We start from the raw sequence: 18,668 nt of genomic DNA, 5'->3' as shown, positions 1-18,668 counted from the left end.
GGCATTGTTGCAACTCAGGTCGTCACCGGTCTCAGAACGCGAAGTGCTCTTCGTCCAGTGCCATCAGGCAGTCAAGACCGCCTTCCAGGCAACCTTTGTGGCCGGCCGTGCGCGGCAGGATGCGCTTGAAGTAGAACTGCGCGGTGGCCACTTTGGCTTTGTAGAAGTCAGCGTCAGCAGCGCCTTCGGCCAGTTTCTTCTGCGCCACAGCGGCCATTTCGGCCCACAGGTAGCCCAGCGTCACGTAGCCGGAGTACATCAGGTAGTCGACTGACGCCGCGCCCACGTATTCCGGGTTCTGCATGGCTTGCATGCCGATCGCCATGGTCATGTCGCCCCACTCTTTGTTCAGGCGTACCAGCGGCTCGACGAACTCTTTGAGGTCGGCATTTTCAGCGTTGGCTTCGCAGAACTTGTGGATGCGCTTGGTCCACGGACGCAGCGCTTCGCCACGGGTCTGCAGCACTTTACGGCCGAGCAGGTCGAGCGCCTGAATACCGGTGGTGCCTTCGTACAGGGTAGAGATACGCGCGTCACGCACGTTCTGCTCCATGCCCCACTCGCGGATGAAGCCGTGACCACCGTAGATCTGCACGCCGTGGTTGGCCGCTTCCAGACCGGCTTCGGTCAGGAATGCCTTGGCGATCGGGGTCAGCAGCGCCATCAGGCCGTCAGCCTGCTTGCGGTCTTCATCAGAGCTGGATTTCTGCACGATGTCGCCGAGCTGGGAGATCAGGTACACCAGCGCGCGGCCACCTTCGGCGAATGCCTTGGCGGTCAGCAGCATGCGGCGCACGTCCGGGTGAACGATGATCGGGTCAGCCGGGCCGTTCGGGTTCTTCGGACCAGACAGCGCGCGCATGGCAAGGCGCTCGCGGGCGTAACGCAGACCGCCTTGGAAGCCGGCTTCGGCGTGGGCCACGCCCTGCACCGCGGTGCCCAGACGGGCGAAGTTCATGAAGGTGAACATGGCGTTCAGGCCGCGGTTTTCCGGCCCGATCAGGTAGCCCTTGGCACCGTCGAAGTTCATCACGCACGTGGCGGACGCCTTAATGCCCATCTTGTGTTCGATGGAGCCGCACGCCACCGCGTTGCGCTCACCGAGGGAGCCGTCGGCATTGACGTGGAACTTCGGCACGATGAACAGGGAGATACCCTTGGTGCCTTCCGGCGCGCCCGGCAGACGTGCCAGCACGATGTGGATGATGTTCTCTGCCATGTCGTGTTCGCCGGCAGAGATAAAGATCTTGGTGCCGGAGATGGCGTAGGAGCCATCAGCCTGCGGCTCGGCCTTGGACTTCAGAATGCCCAAGTCGGAACCACAATGCGGTTCGGTGAGGCACATGGTGCCGGTCCACTCGCCGCTGATCAGCTTCGGCAGGTAGGTGTCTTTCTGCTCCGGCGTACCGTGGGTCTCGATGGTGGCGACCGCACCGTGGGACAGGCCCGGGTACATGCTCCAGGACCAGTTGGCGGTACCGATCATTTCAGAAATCGCGATACCGGCAGAGGACGGCAGACCCTGGCCGCCGAAGTCGACGTCGCCGCCCATGGCCGGCCAGCCGCCTTCCACGTACTTGGCGTAGGCTTCTTTGAAGCCTTTCGGGGTGGTGACCACACCGTTGTCGAAACCACAGCCTTCCTCGTCACCGGAACGGTTCAGCGGCGCCAGTTCATTGGCGGCGAACTTCGCACCTTCTTCCAGGAACGCATCAATCAGCTCTGCATTGACGTCTTCCAGCCCCAGAGCGGCGTAGTGCTCGTCAATGTTCAGCAGCTCGTGCAGTACGAAACGCATGTCGCGCACGGGGGCTTTATATTCAGACATCTCTGACCTCCGAAAACCAAAAGATTGAATGCAAGACGGGCGGATGCCGTTGCATCCGGGGACAGCGCTCAAAAAATACTCAGCGCATGATGGGCCACAATGTTAGCCGCCGAAAAACAGGCGGCCCACCAGTATTTGTGACCCGCGAGTCAAACAAGCGTTTGAAAATGCCCGTTTGCGCCACACCCCGTTATACTGTCCGCCCGACCGATGACAGCCCCGTTACGAGGAGCCCCCATGCTCGACCAAGAACTGCTCGACATCCTGGTATGCCCGGTGAGCAAGGCGCCGCTGTTTTGGCAAGAATCCAGCCAAGAATTGATCTGCAAGGCCAACGGGCTGGCCTATCCGGTGCGCAATGGCATCCCGGTGTTGCTGCCGGAAGAAGCCCGCACGCTGTCCGACGACGAACTGCGTCAACTCTGACACATCAGCTTTAACACTTTTTACCGCCGGTCTGCGGCACCATGTGGCCGCGCCGGCCACTTCGCCGCCGCGCCCGGTTGTTGGCAAAGGACCCTGCTGCTATGCGCTCTGCCCTGATCCGTCTGCTCCTGCCGCTGCTGCTCGGTGCCGCCTTGCCGGCGCTGGCTGATTCTACCGACCCGCTGCCAGCCTTGGGCGAAACCACCGCCGAGGACAGCGAGGCGGCGCTGGCACGCGAGGTCGACGCCTGCCTGCTGCGCAGCCTGCGCACCGCCGCGCCGGATACGCCAGTGGAAGTACTGCGTGGCTGGTGCAATGACGACGTGCGCAGCGGCCGCGAGCGCAACGAAGATGCGTTGCGCCAGCGGCTGACGCTAGAGCGCAACTCCCAGTACAACCCGTTCGTAATGACCCCGCACCGACGCAACTACATCATGCCGGTAAGCTGGTGGTCGAACCGGCAGTGGAACGATCCGGACAAGGAAGACGACAACCTGGACTCCACCGAGGTGAAATTCCAGCTGTCGATCAAGATGCCGCTGGCGACCAATGTGTTCGACCACTACAACATCTTCTTCGCCTACACCCAGGTCAGTTTCTTCCAGGTTTACAACGGCGAGAACTCGCGGCCGTTCCGCGAAACCAACTACATGCCGGAACTGTTCGTCACCCGCACCGTGGACTGGCAGTTCGGCCCGGTGGATTCCGAGCTGATCGCATTTGGTTATGTGCACGAATCCAACGGCCGTGACATGCCCACCTCACGCAGCTGGGACCGACTGTTTGCCACCTATGTGGCGCGCACCGGCTCCTACTACTGGTCGCTGCGCAGTTGGTGGCGAATTCCGGAAGACAAGAAAAAAACCCCGGATGCGGTGAAGGGTGACGACAACCCCGACATCGAGAAATACCTGGGCAACTTCGAACTCAACATCGCGCGCCCGTTCGGCAACCATGTGGTGGAGCTGATGTGGCGCAACAACCTGCGCAGCGGCAACAACCGTGGCGCCGCACAGGTGGATTACACCTTCCCGATCTCCAGTCGTTTCAAGGGCATCTTCCAGGTGTTCAGCGGCTATGGCGATTCATTGATCAACTACGACGACTATGAAAACCGTATCAGCCTGGGCGTGCTGCTCACTGACACCCTGTAACCGGAGACCCGCAATTGTGTTGACCCCCCTGCGCTTGCTGCTGCTCACCGCAGCACTGCTGCTTACCGCCGGCTGCACCAGCCTCGGCCGCGACACCGTGGCACCGGAAGTCCACCTCGCCAGCGTGGCGCTGCTGGGCGTGACCATGCTCGACCAGGAATGGGAATTGACGCTGCGGGTACGCAACCCGAACGATCATGCGCTGAAACTGCGCACCGTGGATTATCAGATCTTCCTCGGCGAGCACCGCTTCGCGCGCGGTCTTGCCAAGCCGGACGAAGACATTCCGGCCATGGGCGACGCCCTGGTCAAAACCCGCGTTACCACCGGCCTGTTTGCCACCCTCAAACACCTGCAGGCGCTGGATTACCGCGGCGACAAACCGCTGGAATACCGCATTGAAGGTCAAGCGCGGGTGGGCGGCATACCGCTGCCGCTGTCGTTCCGCCACGCCGGCAACATCGACTTCCCCAACCTCTGATCAACGGGGACTGCGGCGCTGGCGCACATAGCGGCCCGGCGTCTGCCCGGTCCAGCGCCGGAACGCATGGATGAAGTTGGACGCACTGGGGTAACCCAGTCGCGCTGCCACCTGTTCCACCGCCAACCCGCCGGGATGCAGCAACGCCTCCGCCAGCCCCTGCCGCACTTCATCGCGTAGCTGGCGGAAGCCAACGCCCTGCTCGGCCAATTGCCGGCGCAGGGTGCGGCTGCACAGACCCAGCTCGGCCGCCACCTGCTCCATGTCCGGCATCTGCGCCACCCGTGCCACCAACAGATCGCGCACGCGCCCGGCCAGCCCCCGGCGTGCCAACCGTGCGTCCAGCAATTGCTGGCAGTGCAGCACACAGCGCTGCTGAGTCAGTTGGTTACCGAGCGGCAGCGGCTGATCGAGGCGGTCGGCCGACAGCACCAGGGCATCCAGCGCCTGCCCGAACAAGGGCGTGCGCTGGAACACCGCATGGTAAGGCGCCAGATCCTTCGGTGCCGGCGCGCTGAACCACACTTCGCGACCAGCTTCGGGCACGCCGAACAGCTCCTGCTCTAGCACCGCGATAGCGCTGACGTCGCGTTCCACCATAAAGCGGCGCACTGGCGCCGGCAGCGCACTGCCGTCCACCGTCAGCAGGGCACGGCCATCGTGCTCGCGCAGCTGGATGTGGGTGAACGCGAAGGTCAGTTCAAGAAACTGGATCCCGAGCAACGCCGCATCGCGGAACGTGGGACTGCTCATCAATGCAAAGCCCCAGATGCCGTAGGTGGCCAAGTGGTACAGCTCGCCGGTCTGCACCCCTTGGCCGCCGTCATCGCCCAGCGCCGCCACCAGGTTCTCTACCAGTTGCCATTCCTGCCGACCCTCGATTTCAGCCTGCGGATCGGTCAGCTGCTCCGCCGACAAACCGGTGTCGGCCAAGCACTGGCGCGCCGACAGGCCTTGGTTGAGGCCCCAGCGGTAGAGCAATTGCACCGACGCAGCGCCGCGCCGGGATTGGCCGGGGTGAGTCATGATGGCTCCTGGAGATGTCCGATTTTCATAATCTAATGTCCGGCTCGCCCCTCAACAAGGGCGCACGGCTGCCCTAGCATCAACACTGTCCGTCATTGCCCAAGGTCACTACACCATGAATAACAAACTTGAGGCGGTCATCATCGGCGCTGGTTTCGGCGGCGTTGGCATGGCCATCCGGTTGATGCAGGCCGGTATTGATTCCTTTGTCATTCTTGAAAAAGGCGAGGACGTCGGCGGCTGCTGGCGCGAAAACACCTACCCCGGTGCCGCCTGCGATGTCCCTTCCAACCTTTATTCGTTCTCGTTTGAGCCCAACCCCAACTGGACCCGGCGCTTTGCCCCGCAGGCGGAAATCTTTGCCTACCTGCGCCACTGCGCGCGCAAGTACAACGTTTACCCCAAGGTCCGTTTCGGCTGTGAAGTGGAACAGGCTCGCTACGACGACGCCAGCCAGCGCTGGAGCGTGACCACCCGCAACGGCGAGCACTACGACAGCCGTCTGGTGATCGCCGCCACGGGCCAGTTGAACCGCCCGGCCATGCCGCAGCTTGGCGGCGAAGAACGCTTCACCGGCAGCCGCTTCCATTCCGCCCGCTGGGATCACGATGTGGACCTGCGCGGCAAGCGGGTCGGCGTGATCGGCACCGGCGCCAGCGCGATCCAGTTCGTGCCGGCGATCATGGATAAGGTGGCATCCTTGACGCTGTTCCAACGCTCCGCTGCCTATGTGCTGCCCAAGCCAGACCGCGCCTACACGCCACTGGAGCAGAAGCTGTTTGACAAGCTGCCGGCAATACAGAAATTCAGCCGCGGCGCCATCTACAGCTTCTACGAAACGCGGGTATTCGGCTTTAGCGGCTTCGACAAAGCGATGGCGATCTACCGTCTGCGCGCGCAGCAGCACATGCGCCGCGCGGTGAAAGATGCCACCAAACGCGCACAGTTGACGCCGGACTACCCCATCGGCTGCAAGCGCATCTTGCTCAGCAACGACTACTTTGAGGCTCTGGCCCAAGACAAAGCCAGCATCGTTACCGACCGCATCCAGGGCTTCACCGAGAAGGGTCTCGCCACCGCCGACGGCCGCGAGCACGCGTTCGATGTGATCATCTACGGCACCGGTTTCCAGGCCACCGACTTCTTGGCGCCGATGCGCATTACTGGCCGCGACGGCGTGGACTTGAATCAGGCTTGGCGCGACGGCGCCGAAGCCTATTACGGCATGACCGTGCACGGCTTCCCGAACCTGTTCATGCTCTACGGCCCGAACACCAACCTCGGCCACAACTCCATCGTTTACATGCTGGAAAGCCAGTTCAACCACGTTATGAGCTGTCTGGACAGCATGGAGCAGACTGGCGCCGGTGCCATTGAAGTGCGCGAGACCGTGCAGGCATCCTTCAATGCTGCATTGCAAGAACAAATCCGCGCCACCGTCTGGGACCAGGGCTGCACCAGCTGGTACAAGAACGAGAGCGGTAAAAATACCAATAACTGGCCGGGCTTTACGTTCCGTTACCGCCAAGCCATCCGCACGGTAAAAGCCGATGACTATGAATTTTCTTCCCGCTGATCCCCGCTCTGCCCAGCGCGTGGCACGCGCTGCACTACGCACCGCGATGAAGTTGATGGTGCAGCCGCTGTTTCACCCGGCAGTGCCGGTGCCGATGCTGCGCAAAGGACTTCGTGCCACCGCACTGACCACGCTGCCAGCGCGCGGCATTGAGCGCGAACAAACCCAGCTCGGCGCAGTACCGGCCGAGCTACACCGCGCCCGCACCGGCCAGCGTGCCGAGCGGGTGGTGGTCTACCTGCACGGCGGCGCCTACTGCGTCGGCTCGCCGGCTACCCACCGCGCCATCACCAGTGCGTTGGCACGCGATAGCGGTGCCGACGTCTATGCGCTGGACTACCGCTTGGCGCCGGAGCATCGCTACCCGGCGGCGGTGGACGACGCCGTCAATGCGGTGCTGGCGCTGATGCGCGACGGTTACCCGGCCGACCGCATCACCGTGGCCGGCGACTCTGCCGGTGGCGGTTTGACGCTGGCCTGCGCCCTGCGCCTGCGTGACCAGCACCACGTGCGCCTGCACGGTCTGATCCTGCTGTCGCCTTGGGCCGACCTGACCCACCCCAACGCCAGCGCGCCGGTGCAACCGCCGGAGGTAATGCTGAACTGGCGCGGGCTCGACAGCAGCGCCGAGCACTATGCCGCCGGCCAACGTAGTGAACCGGAAGTGTCGCCGCTGCTGGCCGCACTGCACGATCTGCCGCAAACACTGATCTTGGTCGGCAGCGATGAAATCCTGCTCGACGACAGCGTACGGCTGGACCGCGCGTTGGCCGACGCCGGCGTGGTGGTGGATACCTTCGTTTATGAACACATGTGGCATGTGTTTCCGGTGCACGCCGGCGTGCTCAGCGCCGCCGACGATGCGCTGCTGCGCATGGCTGAGCATGTGCAGGGCTTGCACCATGAATGACACCATCCTGCTTACCGGCGCCGCGTCCGGCATCACCCGCGCCACCGCCCGCCTGTTCCATCGGCACGGCTGGCGGCTAGCCTTGCTGGACCAAGACGCCGCCGCCTTACAGGACGTGGCCGCTGAACTGCGCGATGCCGACGGCCGCCCGGCTTGGCACCAAGCCGTCGATGTCACCGACAACGACGCCGTAGTCGCAGCGGTCAACGCCGCCGGCGAAGCGCTGGGTACCCTTCGCGTGCTGTTCAACGGCGCTGGCATTCTGCGCGTGGGGCCATTCGAGGACATTCCACTGGCGGTTCACCGGCGTCTGATCGATATCAACGTGATCGGTCTGATGCAGGTGACGCTGGCCGCCCTGCCGTGGCTGCAGCGCGCAGAACGACCGGTGGTGGTGAACATGAGTTCGGCGTCGGCGGTGTACGGCATTCCGCACTTCGCCAGCTATTCCGCCTCGAAGTTTGCGGTGCGGGCGCTGACCGAATCATTGCAGATCGAGTGGGAGCGCCACGGCATTCACGTGTGCGACATCATGCCGCCGTTCGTGCGAACGCCGATGGTGGATGAGCAGAGCTGGCAGCCGCCGGTGATCCGCCGCTTGGGCGTGAACTTGGAAGCCGAAGATGTGGCCGCCGCTGCGTTCGAGGCGGTGCGCAGCGCCAAGGTGCATCACCCGGTGAGCGCGCCGTTCAAGGCTTTGGTGTGGATGGAAAAACTAGCGCCGCGTGACATCACACGGCGCATGATCCGTTGGCTCAGCCGCGATTGATCAGCCCGGCGGCCAAGAGAACGGCCGCCCGCCGAGCACATGGATGTGCAGGTGGAATACGGTCTGGCTGGCGCCGGCACCGTTGTTCACGTTGAGGCGGAAGTCAGTCAGCCCCTGCTCTGCCGCGACCTTGTTGGCCACCAGCAGCAGGTGCCCGAGCAACGCCTGATCGTCCTCGGTGGCGTCGGACAGCTTCGGAATCGGCTTCTTGGGGATCACCAGAAAATGCACCGGCGCTTGAGCGTTGATGTCGCTGAACACCAGGGACAGGTCATCCTCGTAGAGGATGTTGGCCGGAATTTCACGGTTGATGATCAGAGAAAAGATGGTTTCGGACATGGCGTTCCCCGACATAAAAATGGCTCCCAACCATAAGACTTCCCAGTCACTGTGACCAGCATCACAGCACTGTGTTGCCGTGTCATGGATCACAACCTGACCGGCTAATACAGGATTTATCAGCCATAAGAGTGAGCTTGGCGCGCCCGGCTGTCATAATGCGGCCCCATTACTGTGGACCACACACCTCGGGCAGCGCGTATCCATGGCAACCCTGTTTGTAGAAAACCTCACCGTCCTCGACTTTTCCTACCTGCACGCCAAACGCGGCATGGTCGGCGAGAGCTGGATCGTGGATCTAGAACTTACCGGCACGCTCGATGAGCAGGGCATGCTGTTCGACTTTGGCCATATCAAGAAAGCGGTCAAGAAGGTGGTCGATCAGAGCGTTGATCACCGCCTAGTGATTCCCACCGGCAGCAGCTGCCTGCACCACTGCGCACTGCAGGACGGCCAGATCCAGCTCGACTGGCGCTATCCGCAGGGCACCATCAGCATGAAAGCGCCGGCCTGTTCTTCGGTGCTGTTGTCTGGCGAAGAAGTGAACAAGAGCGCCATCACCCTGCACCTGATGGACATCGTGCGCGCGGTACTGCCGGACAATGTTTCCGAGCTGGTGCTGACGCTGCGCGAGGAAGATGTCGGCACCGCGCCGTTCTACCACTACTCCCACGGCCTCAAAAAGCACGACGGCAACTGCCAGCGCATTGCCCACGGCCATCGCTCCGGCATCCAAGTGTTCGAGAACGGCCGCCGCAGTCGCTACTGGGAAAAGCTGTGGGCCGACCGTTGGGAAGACATCTACATCGGCACTCGCGAAGACTTGGAAGGCACCTACTTCCTTGATGAAGTGCCGCACCACCGGTTTCGCTACCAAGCGCCGCAGGGCCAGTTCGAGCTGCTGATCCCGGAAGATCACTGCTACCTGATCGACACCGACAGTACGGTGGAATACTTAGCCGAGCACATCGCCGCGCAGCTGGCGCAAGAGGCACCGGGCAAAGCGTTCAAGGTGCGCGCCTTTGAAGGCGTGGCCAAAGGCGCGGTGGCGGAAGGTTTCATTGCCAACGGCCGTCAGGGCCGGCTCAACGAACGGCTGATGTACTGACTCAGATATCCTGCTCGCGCTCGTCCGGGTCCTCGCGCAGGATATTGCCCGCCTCTTCCTGAATCAGCCGCCGCAGCCAGCGGTGTGCTGCGTTGTGGTGCAGTAGCGGCGACCACGCCATTTTCAACTCGAAACGCGGAATCACAAACGGTGGGTCTTTTATCACCAGCCGTGGGTTCTGCGCCTGCATCCGCGCCACCCGGCTCGGCAGCGTCGCCACCAGATCGTTATTCATCGCCAGCAAGGCCGGCATTTGGTAATGACGGGTGAAAATCGAGATCTTGCGGCTGCGGCCGATGCGCGCCAGCGCTTGGTCAATCCAGCCCAGCCCTCCGAGCTTTTCCGGATTCATGCCGAAACCGACGCCGAAACCGGTTTTTGATACCCAGATGTGCTGGGCGCTGAGGTAGGATTCGAGATTGAAATCCCGCGCCAGCGGATTGCCCCGGTTGAGTAGACAGGAGAAATAATCCTTCCACAGCGTCACTTGGTGGAACGAGCGCGGCATTTCGTTGAAACGGTTAATGGCCAGGTCCACCCGGCCCTGCTCCATGTCGGCATAGCTGACATCGGATGGCGTGAGGAAATCCAGCACCACGTGGGGCGCCTCCAGCCGCAGCCGCCGCACCAGATGCGGCACCAGCGTGGCTTCGGCATAGTCACTGGTCATGATGCGGAACACGCGGCGGCTCTCGTCGGGCAGGAATTCCTCCCCCGGCGTCATCATGGTTTCCGCCTGCGCCAAGATCTGGCGCACCTGCGGCTGCAGCTCCAGCGCCCGTTCGGTGGGGCTCATGCCATTGGAGGTGCGGATCAGCAGCGGATCGTTGAACAGGTCACGCAGGCGCTTGAGACCGTTGCTCATGGCCGGCTGGGAAATGCCGAGCAGGTCGGCGGCCCGGGTGACACTGAGTTCGCGCAGCAGCACGTCGAGATATTTGAGCAGGTTCAGGTCCACGCGACCCAGATTCATGATGTGCGGCCTACTATTGATCGGGTTGATCATGTTGCCAAACATCATCACTGCTTAGAATAGAGCCTTTGGACCGACGCTGGTCCGGATGCCCCGGAGCCGCACCACTGGACGGTGTACCATGGCCCCGTCACCCGCAGCGGCAACGCGCCCTGCGAGCCAGGAGAGCAGCGAAATGGAACACAAACTCACTCCCAGCGAACGCACTCAGGCCGGCAAGTTCGTGGTACGCCTACCGCCCGGCGTGCGTAATTTGATTGCCGAGGTGGCGCGCACCAATCACCGCAGCATGAATGCCGAAGTGGTGGCACGACTGGAAGAAAGCCTTGGTCTGGCCAGCAGCCGGGTGGCAGAACCGCCCGCCACGCCCTACCAGGCCACCGAACGCACCACTGCTGCTCTGTCCCACGATGAAGCGCTGCTGTTGGAATGTTTCCGCCGCCTGGCGCCGCAGCGCCAGCAGGCGCTGTTAGACCTGCTGCGCTGATTGAGGCTGCCCGCACACCATGATCGACACCATGCTCGCCCGACTGCAGAAATCGGTTGAATACAGTGCCCACCACGCGCGTCACAACGCCCGCATGGTCGGTTGGCTGGGCATCATCACCTTCCCGACCTACTACTTTGTTTGGCACTACTTTTTCCCGCAGCCGTACGAGAACTTCACACTGCGGGCGGTGGGCATGGCGCTGTGCATCCCGCTGTTTTTCTACCAGCAGTGGCCGGCACGACTGGTGGGCCAGGTTTATTGGCACTGGATGGCGGCACTGCTCTACACGCTGCCGTTTTTCTTCACCTACATGTTGCTGCGCAATGACCTGAACCTAGTCTGGAGCATGAGCACTCTAGCGGCGCTGTTCCTGCTAGTGATCGCAGTGAACGATTGGCTGCTGGTGATCCTGCTGTACATCACCGGTTCGCTGCTGGCGTGGGTGTGCTTTGCCATCGGCGGCGATGTCGATGCGGAAGTGGTGGCGCGCTACCTGCAGCAGTTGCCGATCTACATCTTCGTTGTAGTGGCCGGCGGCACCTTCAACCACAGCAGCAATATGCTTAAGGAAGAACGCCTCAACGCTCACGCTGCGGTGGGCCGCAACATTGCCCACGAACTGCGCACGCCACTGGCCGGCATGAAGGGCGCCACCGACGGCCTGATCCGTTTTCTGCCGGACTTGGTCAACGCGCAGCGGCTGGCGGAAGCGGCCAACCTGCCAGTGCGGCGCATCCGTGCCGGCCATCTGGATCAGTTGTCCGATGTGGCGCGCAGCATCCGCGATGAGATTGATTACGCCAACACCATCATCGACATGCTGTTGCTCAGCGCCGAGCAGAGCAGCATCAAGACCGACAACTTCACTTTCTACGGCATGCACGACACTGTGCGCCACGCGCTGGAGCGGTTCCCGTTCAACTCCAGCCGCGATCGCGCACTGGTGAACTGGGAAGGCGGCGAAGATTTCCGCTACTTCGGCTCCAACCTGCTGATGACCCATGTGCTGTTCAATCTGATCAAGAACGCCCTACACAGCATCAACCAAGCCGGACGTGGCGAAATCATGGTACGCACCGCCACCGGCCCGCAGTACAACACGTTGACCTTCATGGACACCGGGCCCGGCATTGCGCCAGAAGCGCTCAAGCACATCTTCGACTACTTCTACACCTCCAATACCGTCGACCAGGGCAACGGCCTCGGGCTGTCATTCTGCAAGCTGGTAATGGAAAGCCTCGGCGGCCGCATCGCCTGCGAGTCGGTGCAAGGCCAGTTCACACTGTTTGAAATGCGCTTCCCGAAGGAGCCGGCCACGTGAGCAGTCCGCGTATCCAGCCCTATTTCCATCCCACCACGGTGTTGATGGTGGATGACAACCAGCGCTTCCTCGACAACTTCAGCCTGCTGCTGGACGAGCGCTTGGCGTGCCGATTCTTCACTTCTGCCAGCGAAGCCTTGCAGCTGATCAACGCGCAAGCACGCGCCACCACCCTCGACCAACGCTGCTGCCGCTATCTGCGCCAGCAAGAGGCCGCCGCCGGTGAACGCACGCTGCGGCTAGACCTGACCCTGATCGAGCGGGAAATCAGCAACACCCAGCGGTTTGCCGATATTTCTGTGGTGGTGGTGGATTACGACATGCCGGAAATGAACGGGCTGGCGTTCTGCCAGCAGCTCAAGCATCCACGGGTGAAAAAGGTGCTGCTGACCGGCGTGGCAGACGAAAAGCTGGCGGTGGACGCATTTAATGCCGGCACCATTCACCACTTCCTCACCAAGCAAGACCCGGACCTGACCGGCAAACTCAACCGCACGCTGGAAGGGCTACAGCAGCGTTACTTTTCCGACGTTTCCACGCTGCTGCAGACTACGCTGGCGCTGGACCCACCGGACTTCCTCCACGACAGCCGCTTCATTGATTATTTTCATCGGCTGCTGCGCCAGCACGACATCGTCGAGTACTACTACGTGGAAGACCCAGACGGCTTCCTGTTGGTGAGCACCGACGGCCAACTGCAGCGGCTGCTGGTGAGCAGCGAACAATCACTGCAGCGGGCGTTGTTCTCGCTGCGCTCGTTGGCGCCACCGACGGATGTACTGAAGCAGTTGAGCGGCGGCAAGGCGTTGCCATGGCTGTGGGCGACGCCGGAAGAGTTCGGCGATGAGCATTTCGACTGGCGGGAGTTTGTGCACCCGGCCACGCGGGTAGCAGGCGAGCAGGAAACCTGGTTGTGCGCCTTGGTGGACAGTCCACCGGCGGACATCGAGTACGACTGGCAAACCTCCAGCTACCGCGCCTATCTGGACAGCCTCGACCAGCTGCGCCGCTGAAGTGCGGCGCCCTAACGGGCGCCGCGGTCGATCACGCGCGCTTGCGCTGTTCCATCATTTCGATTTCCGGCTGCACCCGCGCCAAACGGCGCGTGGACGGCCACTCCCACATGTCCACCTCGTCACGGATCTCGGCGCACACCGCCAGTACCCGCTGTAGCTGCGACAGCGTCAGCAAAGCGTTAACACTGAAGCGCACCAGCGAGCGGTTCTTCGGTGTTGCCGGCGCACAGAACACCGAACCGAATACCCCGCGTTGCTCCAGCGCCATGCGCAACTTCTGAGTACTGCGCTCGGTGCCCGCCTCCAGCGCGATGATCTGCGACTGGCTAGCGGTGACGTTATAACCCAGCTCCGCCAATCCACGGCGCAGGAAATCCGCGTTCACCTGCACCGCCTCCCGACGCCAGTGTTCACGCTGGATCAACTCCAGCGTGGCATCCAGCGCCAAGATTTCATGGTCCAGCAGGCAGGAACTGAAGATCGCCGGCAGTGACGTCACCCAGAAATAATCGGCAAATTCGCCACTGCACAGCACCAGCCCGGCACGACCGGAAAACGACTTCGCCAGACTGGCGGTGACGAAATGCACCCGCTCCTGCAGCCCGGCGGCCGCCACCAAACCCGCGCCGTCCGGGCCGTGGGTGCCCAGCGAGTGGGACTCATCGACGATCAACACGCAGCCGGTCTCTTCGGCAAGCGCCACCAACTCCTCCAACGGACAAATAGTGCCGGAGGTGCTGTACACCGAATCGACACAGATTACCCCTTGGCCATGTTGGCGCACCTGCCGTGCCAGGTGTTTCATGTCGTTGTGGCGAAACGGAATGGCACGACCGTTGGCACTGTTGACCCCCTCCCACAAGGACGCGTGCCCACTCATGTCCACGTACACGGGGATGTCCGCCCCAGCGATCGACTGGATCAGCCCAACGTTGGCGGCGTAGCCGGATTGGCACAGGATTGCGGCTTCATAACCGGTCCATTCCGCGCAACGTTGCTCAAAACGTCGTTGATTGTTATCGCCTTTCAAAAAGGCACCGGACATCACCACACTTTTGTCACCGGACTGCAAACTGCCCACCTGAGCCGCCACAATGCGCGGGTGATTGGACAGCCCCAGATAATCATTGCTGATCATTTCAATGGCCCCCGGTTGTGGCACCGCCCCTTTCAGCAAATGGTCGCCTCCCCATTCATTTTGTAGACGATTGATAAAATGATCGTCCATGCGTGAACGGATGAATTCCGGCATTTTCGCCATTTTGCGGGCACGGGCGCCCCGTTGCATGATTGCACTCATTTCATTACCTCTTTCAGCGGTTTAAATGCCGTTGTATGCACGGCGGAATGCGGGCCCTTTGGGCCCTGCGTTCACGATACGGCACCGCTGAAACGGTTTGAGGCGCCCAAACCGGACAATCGTAAAATGAGAAGCTAATTTAAAATGAATTAACTGGTTATTTGCGCAGTGATGGCATAATGCCATCACTGTTCTTATGCGCAGTTATTAATACCCTTCCGCTAGAGCGGCCCCGGTGCAGGTGATACGCTTGTGCGCAGTCACCAGCCCGGTGACCGATACCGCCGGCCGGTCCGCGAGAGCCCATGAACAGCACCGATTCCAGCCCCAATACCAGCCTGCCTGATGGCCGCGATCTGCCGCTGCCGTGGCACCTGACTTTGCCCGGCGACCTGGAGCCGCGCCTGCGCGGCCAATTGCGTGCCGATGCGCTGCGGCAGCTGCCCTGGGCCAGCGCCCTGATGCTGTTGGTGATGGGCACCGCCACGCTGGTGGAATATTGGGTGGATAGCAGCGCGCTGGCCGAGCTGTGGCGACCACGACTCGTAGCCGTGCTCGGCATTGTTGGGGTGCTGATGGTGGCGCAGCGGATGCCGCGCCTGACCCACCTGCTGCTGTGCGCAGCGGCGCTGTGCGTGGCTCTGCCGCACATCTATTTGGGTACCGTGATCGATCACCCGCTGGCGCAGACTTATTTCTATCTGGCGTTCCTCGCCATCCTGTCGCTCAGCACCCTTTATCGAGTACCGATGTCGTGGGCGCTGCCGACCACGTTGCTGATCTTGGCCGCCAGCGCCGGCGCGCTGTGGCAGTTCCAGCCGCTGGATGCCCGCGCTAGCGCGGTGGTCTTGGCAGTCATGGCCTGCGGCAGTCTGATGTCATTGACTGGCTTGTACGTGATGGAGCGCTTACAGCGCCGCTTCTTCCTGTCGGAACAATTGCTGTTCCTGCACCGCAGTGAGTTGCATGAGGCCAACCAGACGCTGGCCAGTGAAGCCAGCGAAGACAGCCTCACCGGCACCATCAATCGCCGTGGCCTCGACAGTCGCCTAGCAAAATTGCTGCACGGCATGCAGTACCAGTCACGCGGCGCACCAGATTCCATTTCCGTGCTGATTTTTGATATCGACTATTTCAAGCAGTACAACGACACCTACGGCCACCAGCAGGGTGACGAGTGTCTGAAAGCGATCGCATCGGTACCGAAAACCATGGTGCAGCGCTCCACCGATTTCGTGGCCCGCTATGGTGGCGAGGAGTTTGTGGTGGTATTGGGCGGCACCCGGTTGGCAGATGCCCTAGTATTTGCCGAACGCATGCGCGCGCGGGTGGAGCAGCTGGGGATTCCGCACCTGGGCTCACGCAGTAACTCAGTGGTGACCATCAGCATTGGTGTCGCCAGCACCTCTGGCGGCGCCCACGATGCCGACAAGCTGATTCAGCAAGCGGACGCGGCCCTGTACGAAGCCAAGGCCGGCGGCCGCAATTGCGTCGCCAGCGTCAACAGTGATGGCGCGCTGCGGGTGCTGCGCCGCAGCGCCTGAGCAGAGTGGAAGCGAGCTGCCGCCCTCAGCGCGGCGGCAGCAGCGGCAGCGGATCCAGCCGCACATCAAACCAGTTCACCACCCAATGCAGATGCGGCCCCGAGGCACGGCCCGTGGCACCGACATCCGCCACCCAGTCGCCGGCTTCCACCCGTTGGCCTTGCTCCACGTGCACTGCATTTAAGTGGATGAAGGTGGACGCCACTCCTTCGCCGTGGTCGATCACCAGCGTGCCGCCGTTGTAGAACATATCCTGGTGCACCAACGTCACCACGCCGCCCGCCGGCGCCTGCACTTTGCTGCCGGTGGGCGCGGCAATATCCAACCCCAGATGCGGCGAGCCGGGGGTGCCGTTGTAAATGCGCTGGCTGCCGTACACACCGGAAATGCGGCCACTGAGGGGCCAGCGGAACGCGGTAGTGAAGTCCTCCAGCTGGCTGTGCACCGCGCGCGCTTTGGCCATCAATGCGGCTTCCGCGCGGATGCGTTCCTGCACCGCCGGGGGCGGCGGCGCTACGGTACGCGGTGGCACGCCATTGACCCGTTGTAGCGGCCAATCCCCGGCCGGCAACACAAACTCCACCCGCTGCTCGCGACCGTTGCCCACCAATCGCAGTACGCGCTGGCCGCTGGCATCGCGGTCAAAACCAAATGCAGCCCAGCCGTTCGCCGACACACTCAGCGGCGTGCCGTCCAACCACGCTTGGGTGCCCGGCACCAGTTGCACCCGCACCAGACGCCCGGGCGCAGCTTCGCCCTGCTGCGCCAACAGCAAATCCGCCGCACCGGCGAGGGCGGCTACGCTGCACAGCAGCACAGTACTAGCGATACGGGTCCACATCGGTGACGTCCTGTTGGTCAGCGGGCAACATCTGCTCACTGTAGCGGCGCCAGACGCCGGCTTCGATGAACAACCGGTACAAACCGGCATCGATCTGGTTGCGATCGCGTAAATTTTTCATCACCGCCAACGCCTGCGACAACGGCAAGCCACGTTTGTAAGGCCGATCACTGGCGGTCAGCGCTTCAAACACATCGGCAATTGCCAGCATTCGCGACGGCAGCGGCAGTTGATCGCCGCACAGGCCGCGCGGGAAGCCGCTGCCGTCCGGGCGCTCATGGTGGCTGGCCGCGTAATCCGCCACCGCCGCCAAACGCGGCGGGAACGGCAAGGCTTCGAGAATATTCAGCGTCACCTGCGCATGGTGATTCATGATTACGCGCTCTTCCGCACTGAGGGTGCCCTGCGGAATGCACAGTAGCGCCACCTCCCGCTCACTCAGTAGCGGCCGGCGCTGACCATCCAGGTCGGTCCACTGCAACGCCGCCAGCGCCTCAATGCGACGGCGGTCGGCGTCACTGAGCGGTGCGCTACCCAAATTGATCTGGTGCAGGAAATCACGGTCGTCTTGGATCTGTTCCTTCAGCGTCTGCCGCGCGGCCTGGCCGGCGGTCGCCGGCAGCGCGGCCAGTTGCTGCGCGCGCAGCACCGCCAGCCGGGTATCGATTTCCGCCAACCCGTCACGCACGCCGTGCAGTTTGGTGGCCTTGTCGAGGATCGCATCCGGCACTGCGAGCTTGCCGCAATCATGTAGCCAAGCCGCCAGCCGCAACGACTGCTGCTGGTCCGCATCCAACTCCACGTCGGCATACTCGCCAGTGTCCTGCTGTACCGCGTCCAGCAACAGATCAGTGAGCAGCGGCACCCGTTGGCAATGGCCGAAAGTGTGGGCGCTTTTCTCATCCACCATGCGCGCGATCACTTGCACGATGGCATCCAGCATCTGTTGGCTGTCTTCGGTCTGGCCAAGGCAATCGAGCGCCAGCGACGCCAGACACAGCCAGGTGTGCAGCGCGGCCCAACAAGGGTCATCCACCGCCGCAATCGGGTCGCCATCGTGAACCACCACCAGCGCCAGCAAGGTGCCGTCCTGCCGCGCTAAGCGGTAAGCACGCGGTGACGTCGGCTGCCCGGCCGGTACCGCACCGACCGGATCGATCACCGTCGGCCACTGTTGGCGCAGCCATTGTTCACGGGCCGCTGCGCTATCGAAATGTTGCGCTTCGGTGTCATCGGCCAGCGGCGACAGACTGAACTGGTAGCGGCTACGGTGCTTGTCGATGCGGCCGAGCCACAACTCGACACGGTCGGCGCCGGTCAGCTGTTGCGCCTCGGCGCCGCAGCGGGACAAACGTTCCGCCAGCGTCGTGCCGGCCAGCAGATGGGTCAGCGCAACACGCAAGGCGGCGTGGCTGAGAGGGTGTTCCTGGTTCATGTGAAGATGCCATCGGGGGAGAGCCCACAGCATACCCAGCCGCCCCAAAAGCGAACAGGAAATTGCCGCGCAAACCGCCGGACGGTGCGGCTCGCGGCGGCCGCTGCGGCAGCATGCCGCCTTGCAGCACC

At 62.5% G+C, this 18,668-nt stretch carries 18 protein-coding genes; 11 read left to right on the top strand and 7 right to left on the bottom strand.

All coding sequences use genetic code 11. The annotated features are described in order from the left end of the window. Nucleotides 1-31 precede the first annotated feature (31 nt). Nucleotides 32-1,828 (bottom strand): acyl-CoA dehydrogenase C-terminal domain-containing protein, encoded by a 1,797-nt coding sequence (locus AB5I84_RS02955; protein ID WP_369454341.1) that lies wholly within the window; start codon nt 1,826-1,828, stop codon nt 32-34. Between the two features lie 237 nt (nt 1,829-2,065). Between AB5I84_RS02955 and AB5I84_RS02950 the strand changes: the two genes are divergently transcribed. The 3 genes from AB5I84_RS02950 to AB5I84_RS02940 all read left to right on the top strand — a co-directional run bounded on the left by AB5I84_RS02950 (nt 2,066) and on the right by AB5I84_RS02940 (nt 3,889). Beyond that, entirely contained in the window at nt 2,066-2,254 is a 189-nt protein-coding gene (locus AB5I84_RS02950) for a Trm112 family protein (RefSeq protein ID WP_369454340.1), read from the top strand. A 101-nt stretch (nt 2,255-2,355) separates the two neighbouring features. Beyond that, nucleotides 2,356-3,408, top strand: a complete 1,053-nt coding sequence (locus tag AB5I84_RS02945) for a phospholipase A (RefSeq protein ID WP_369454339.1) — start codon at nt 2,356-2,358, stop codon at nt 3,406-3,408. Nucleotides 3,409-3,424: 16 nt separating this feature from the next. After that, nucleotides 3,425-3,889, top strand: a complete 465-nt coding sequence (locus AB5I84_RS02940) for an LEA/WHy family protein (RefSeq protein WP_369454338.1) — start codon at nt 3,425-3,427, stop codon at nt 3,887-3,889. Here the strand turns inward: AB5I84_RS02940 and AB5I84_RS02935 are convergent, their stop codons facing one another. After that, nucleotides 3,890-4,915, bottom strand: a complete 1,026-nt coding sequence (locus tag AB5I84_RS02935; RefSeq protein ID WP_369454337.1) for an AraC family transcriptional regulator — start codon at nt 4,913-4,915, stop codon at nt 3,890-3,892. Between the two features lie 115 nt (nt 4,916-5,030). Here AB5I84_RS02935 and AB5I84_RS02930 point away from each other — a divergent pair, with 115 nt between their 5' ends. Genes AB5I84_RS02930 through AB5I84_RS02920 form a run of 3 tightly spaced genes read left to right on the top strand, consistent with a single transcriptional unit; the run spans nt 5,031 to nt 8,170 of the window. Continuing rightward, nucleotides 5,031-6,491, top strand: coding sequence for a flavin-containing monooxygenase (locus tag AB5I84_RS02930; RefSeq protein ID WP_369454336.1), 1,461 nt, complete (start codon nt 5,031-5,033; stop codon nt 6,489-6,491). Next, on the top strand, nt 6,472-7,401 hold the full coding sequence (locus tag AB5I84_RS02925; protein ID WP_369454335.1) for an alpha/beta hydrolase: 930 nt from the start codon (nt 6,472-6,474) through the stop codon (nt 7,399-7,401). The genes AB5I84_RS02930 and AB5I84_RS02925 overlap by 20 nt, the downstream gene beginning before the upstream one ends. Further along, nucleotides 7,394-8,170, top strand: a complete 777-nt coding sequence (locus AB5I84_RS02920) for an SDR family oxidoreductase (RefSeq protein WP_369454334.1) — start codon at nt 7,394-7,396, stop codon at nt 8,168-8,170. Before AB5I84_RS02925 ends, AB5I84_RS02920 begins: the two co-directional genes overlap by 8 nt. Here AB5I84_RS02920 and AB5I84_RS02915 read toward each other — a convergent pair whose 3' ends face one another. After that, nucleotides 8,171-8,509 carry a histidine triad nucleotide-binding protein gene (locus AB5I84_RS02915; RefSeq protein WP_369454333.1) on the bottom strand — a complete coding sequence of 113 codons (339 nt, stop codon included), beginning with the start codon at nt 8,507-8,509 and terminating at the stop codon, nt 8,171-8,173. Between the two features lie 205 nt (nt 8,510-8,714). On the opposite strand from AB5I84_RS02915, the gene AB5I84_RS02910 reads away from it, so the two are divergent. Continuing rightward, on the top strand, nt 8,715-9,617 hold the full coding sequence (locus AB5I84_RS02910; RefSeq protein ID WP_369454332.1) for a 6-pyruvoyl trahydropterin synthase family protein: 903 nt from the start codon (nt 8,715-8,717) through the stop codon (nt 9,615-9,617). Between the two features lies 1 nt (nt 9,618). Here AB5I84_RS02910 and AB5I84_RS02905 read toward each other — a convergent pair whose 3' ends face one another. Further along, on the bottom strand, nt 9,619-10,590 hold the full coding sequence (locus tag AB5I84_RS02905; protein ID WP_369456053.1) for a LysR family transcriptional regulator: 972 nt from the start codon (nt 10,588-10,590) through the stop codon (nt 9,619-9,621). Between the two features lie 175 nt (nt 10,591-10,765). Between AB5I84_RS02905 and AB5I84_RS02900 the strand changes: the two genes are divergently transcribed. From AB5I84_RS02900 to AB5I84_RS02890, 3 genes are read left to right on the top strand one after another with little or no spacing between them, the layout of a single operon-like run. After that, nucleotides 10,766-11,077 (top strand): Arc family DNA-binding protein, encoded by a 312-nt coding sequence (locus AB5I84_RS02900; protein ID WP_369454331.1) that lies wholly within the window; start codon nt 10,766-10,768, stop codon nt 11,075-11,077. A gap of 31 nt (nt 11,078-11,108) precedes the next feature. Further along, nucleotides 11,109-12,401 (top strand): sensor histidine kinase, encoded by a 1,293-nt coding sequence (locus AB5I84_RS02895; protein WP_369454330.1) that lies wholly within the window; start codon nt 11,109-11,111, stop codon nt 12,399-12,401. Beyond that, on the top strand, nt 12,398-13,414 hold the full coding sequence (locus AB5I84_RS02890; protein WP_369454329.1) for a response regulator: 1,017 nt from the start codon (nt 12,398-12,400) through the stop codon (nt 13,412-13,414). The genes AB5I84_RS02895 and AB5I84_RS02890 overlap by 4 nt, the downstream gene beginning before the upstream one ends. Nucleotides 13,415-13,445: 31 nt before the next feature. Here AB5I84_RS02890 and cqsA read toward each other — a convergent pair whose 3' ends face one another. After that, nucleotides 13,446-14,717, bottom strand: coding sequence for an alpha-hydroxyketone-type quorum-sensing autoinducer synthase (gene cqsA / locus AB5I84_RS02885; RefSeq protein ID WP_369454328.1), 1,272 nt, complete (start codon nt 14,715-14,717; stop codon nt 13,446-13,448). 305 nt (nt 14,718-15,022) lie between these two features. Between cqsA and AB5I84_RS02880 the strand changes: the two genes are divergently transcribed. Further along, on the top strand, nt 15,023-16,261 hold the full coding sequence (locus tag AB5I84_RS02880) for a GGDEF domain-containing protein (protein ID WP_369454327.1): 1,239 nt from the start codon (nt 15,023-15,025) through the stop codon (nt 16,259-16,261). 25 nt (nt 16,262-16,286) lie between these two features. Here AB5I84_RS02880 and AB5I84_RS02875 read toward each other — a convergent pair whose 3' ends face one another. Together AB5I84_RS02875 and AB5I84_RS02870 are read right to left on the bottom strand one after the other, a co-directional pair. Then, nucleotides 16,287-17,102: a M23 family metallopeptidase gene (locus tag AB5I84_RS02875; RefSeq protein WP_369454326.1), complete on the bottom strand. Its 816-nt coding sequence runs from the start codon at nt 17,100-17,102 to the stop codon at nt 16,287-16,289. Next, nucleotides 17,083-18,537 (bottom strand): HD-GYP domain-containing protein, encoded by a 1,455-nt coding sequence (locus tag AB5I84_RS02870; protein ID WP_369454325.1) that lies wholly within the window; start codon nt 18,535-18,537, stop codon nt 17,083-17,085. The genes AB5I84_RS02875 and AB5I84_RS02870 overlap by 20 nt, the downstream gene beginning before the upstream one ends. Nucleotides 18,538-18,668 lie beyond the last annotated feature (131 nt).

The sequence above is a fragment of the Alcanivorax sp. REN37 genome (genome assembly GCF_041102775.1).
In the GTDB taxonomy this organism is placed as follows: Bacteria; Pseudomonadota; Gammaproteobacteria; order Pseudomonadales; family Alcanivoracaceae; genus Isoalcanivorax; species Isoalcanivorax beigongshangi.
The sequence above is the reverse complement of the archived record's forward strand: the minus strand, read 5'-3'. Positions and strand labels throughout refer to the sequence as shown.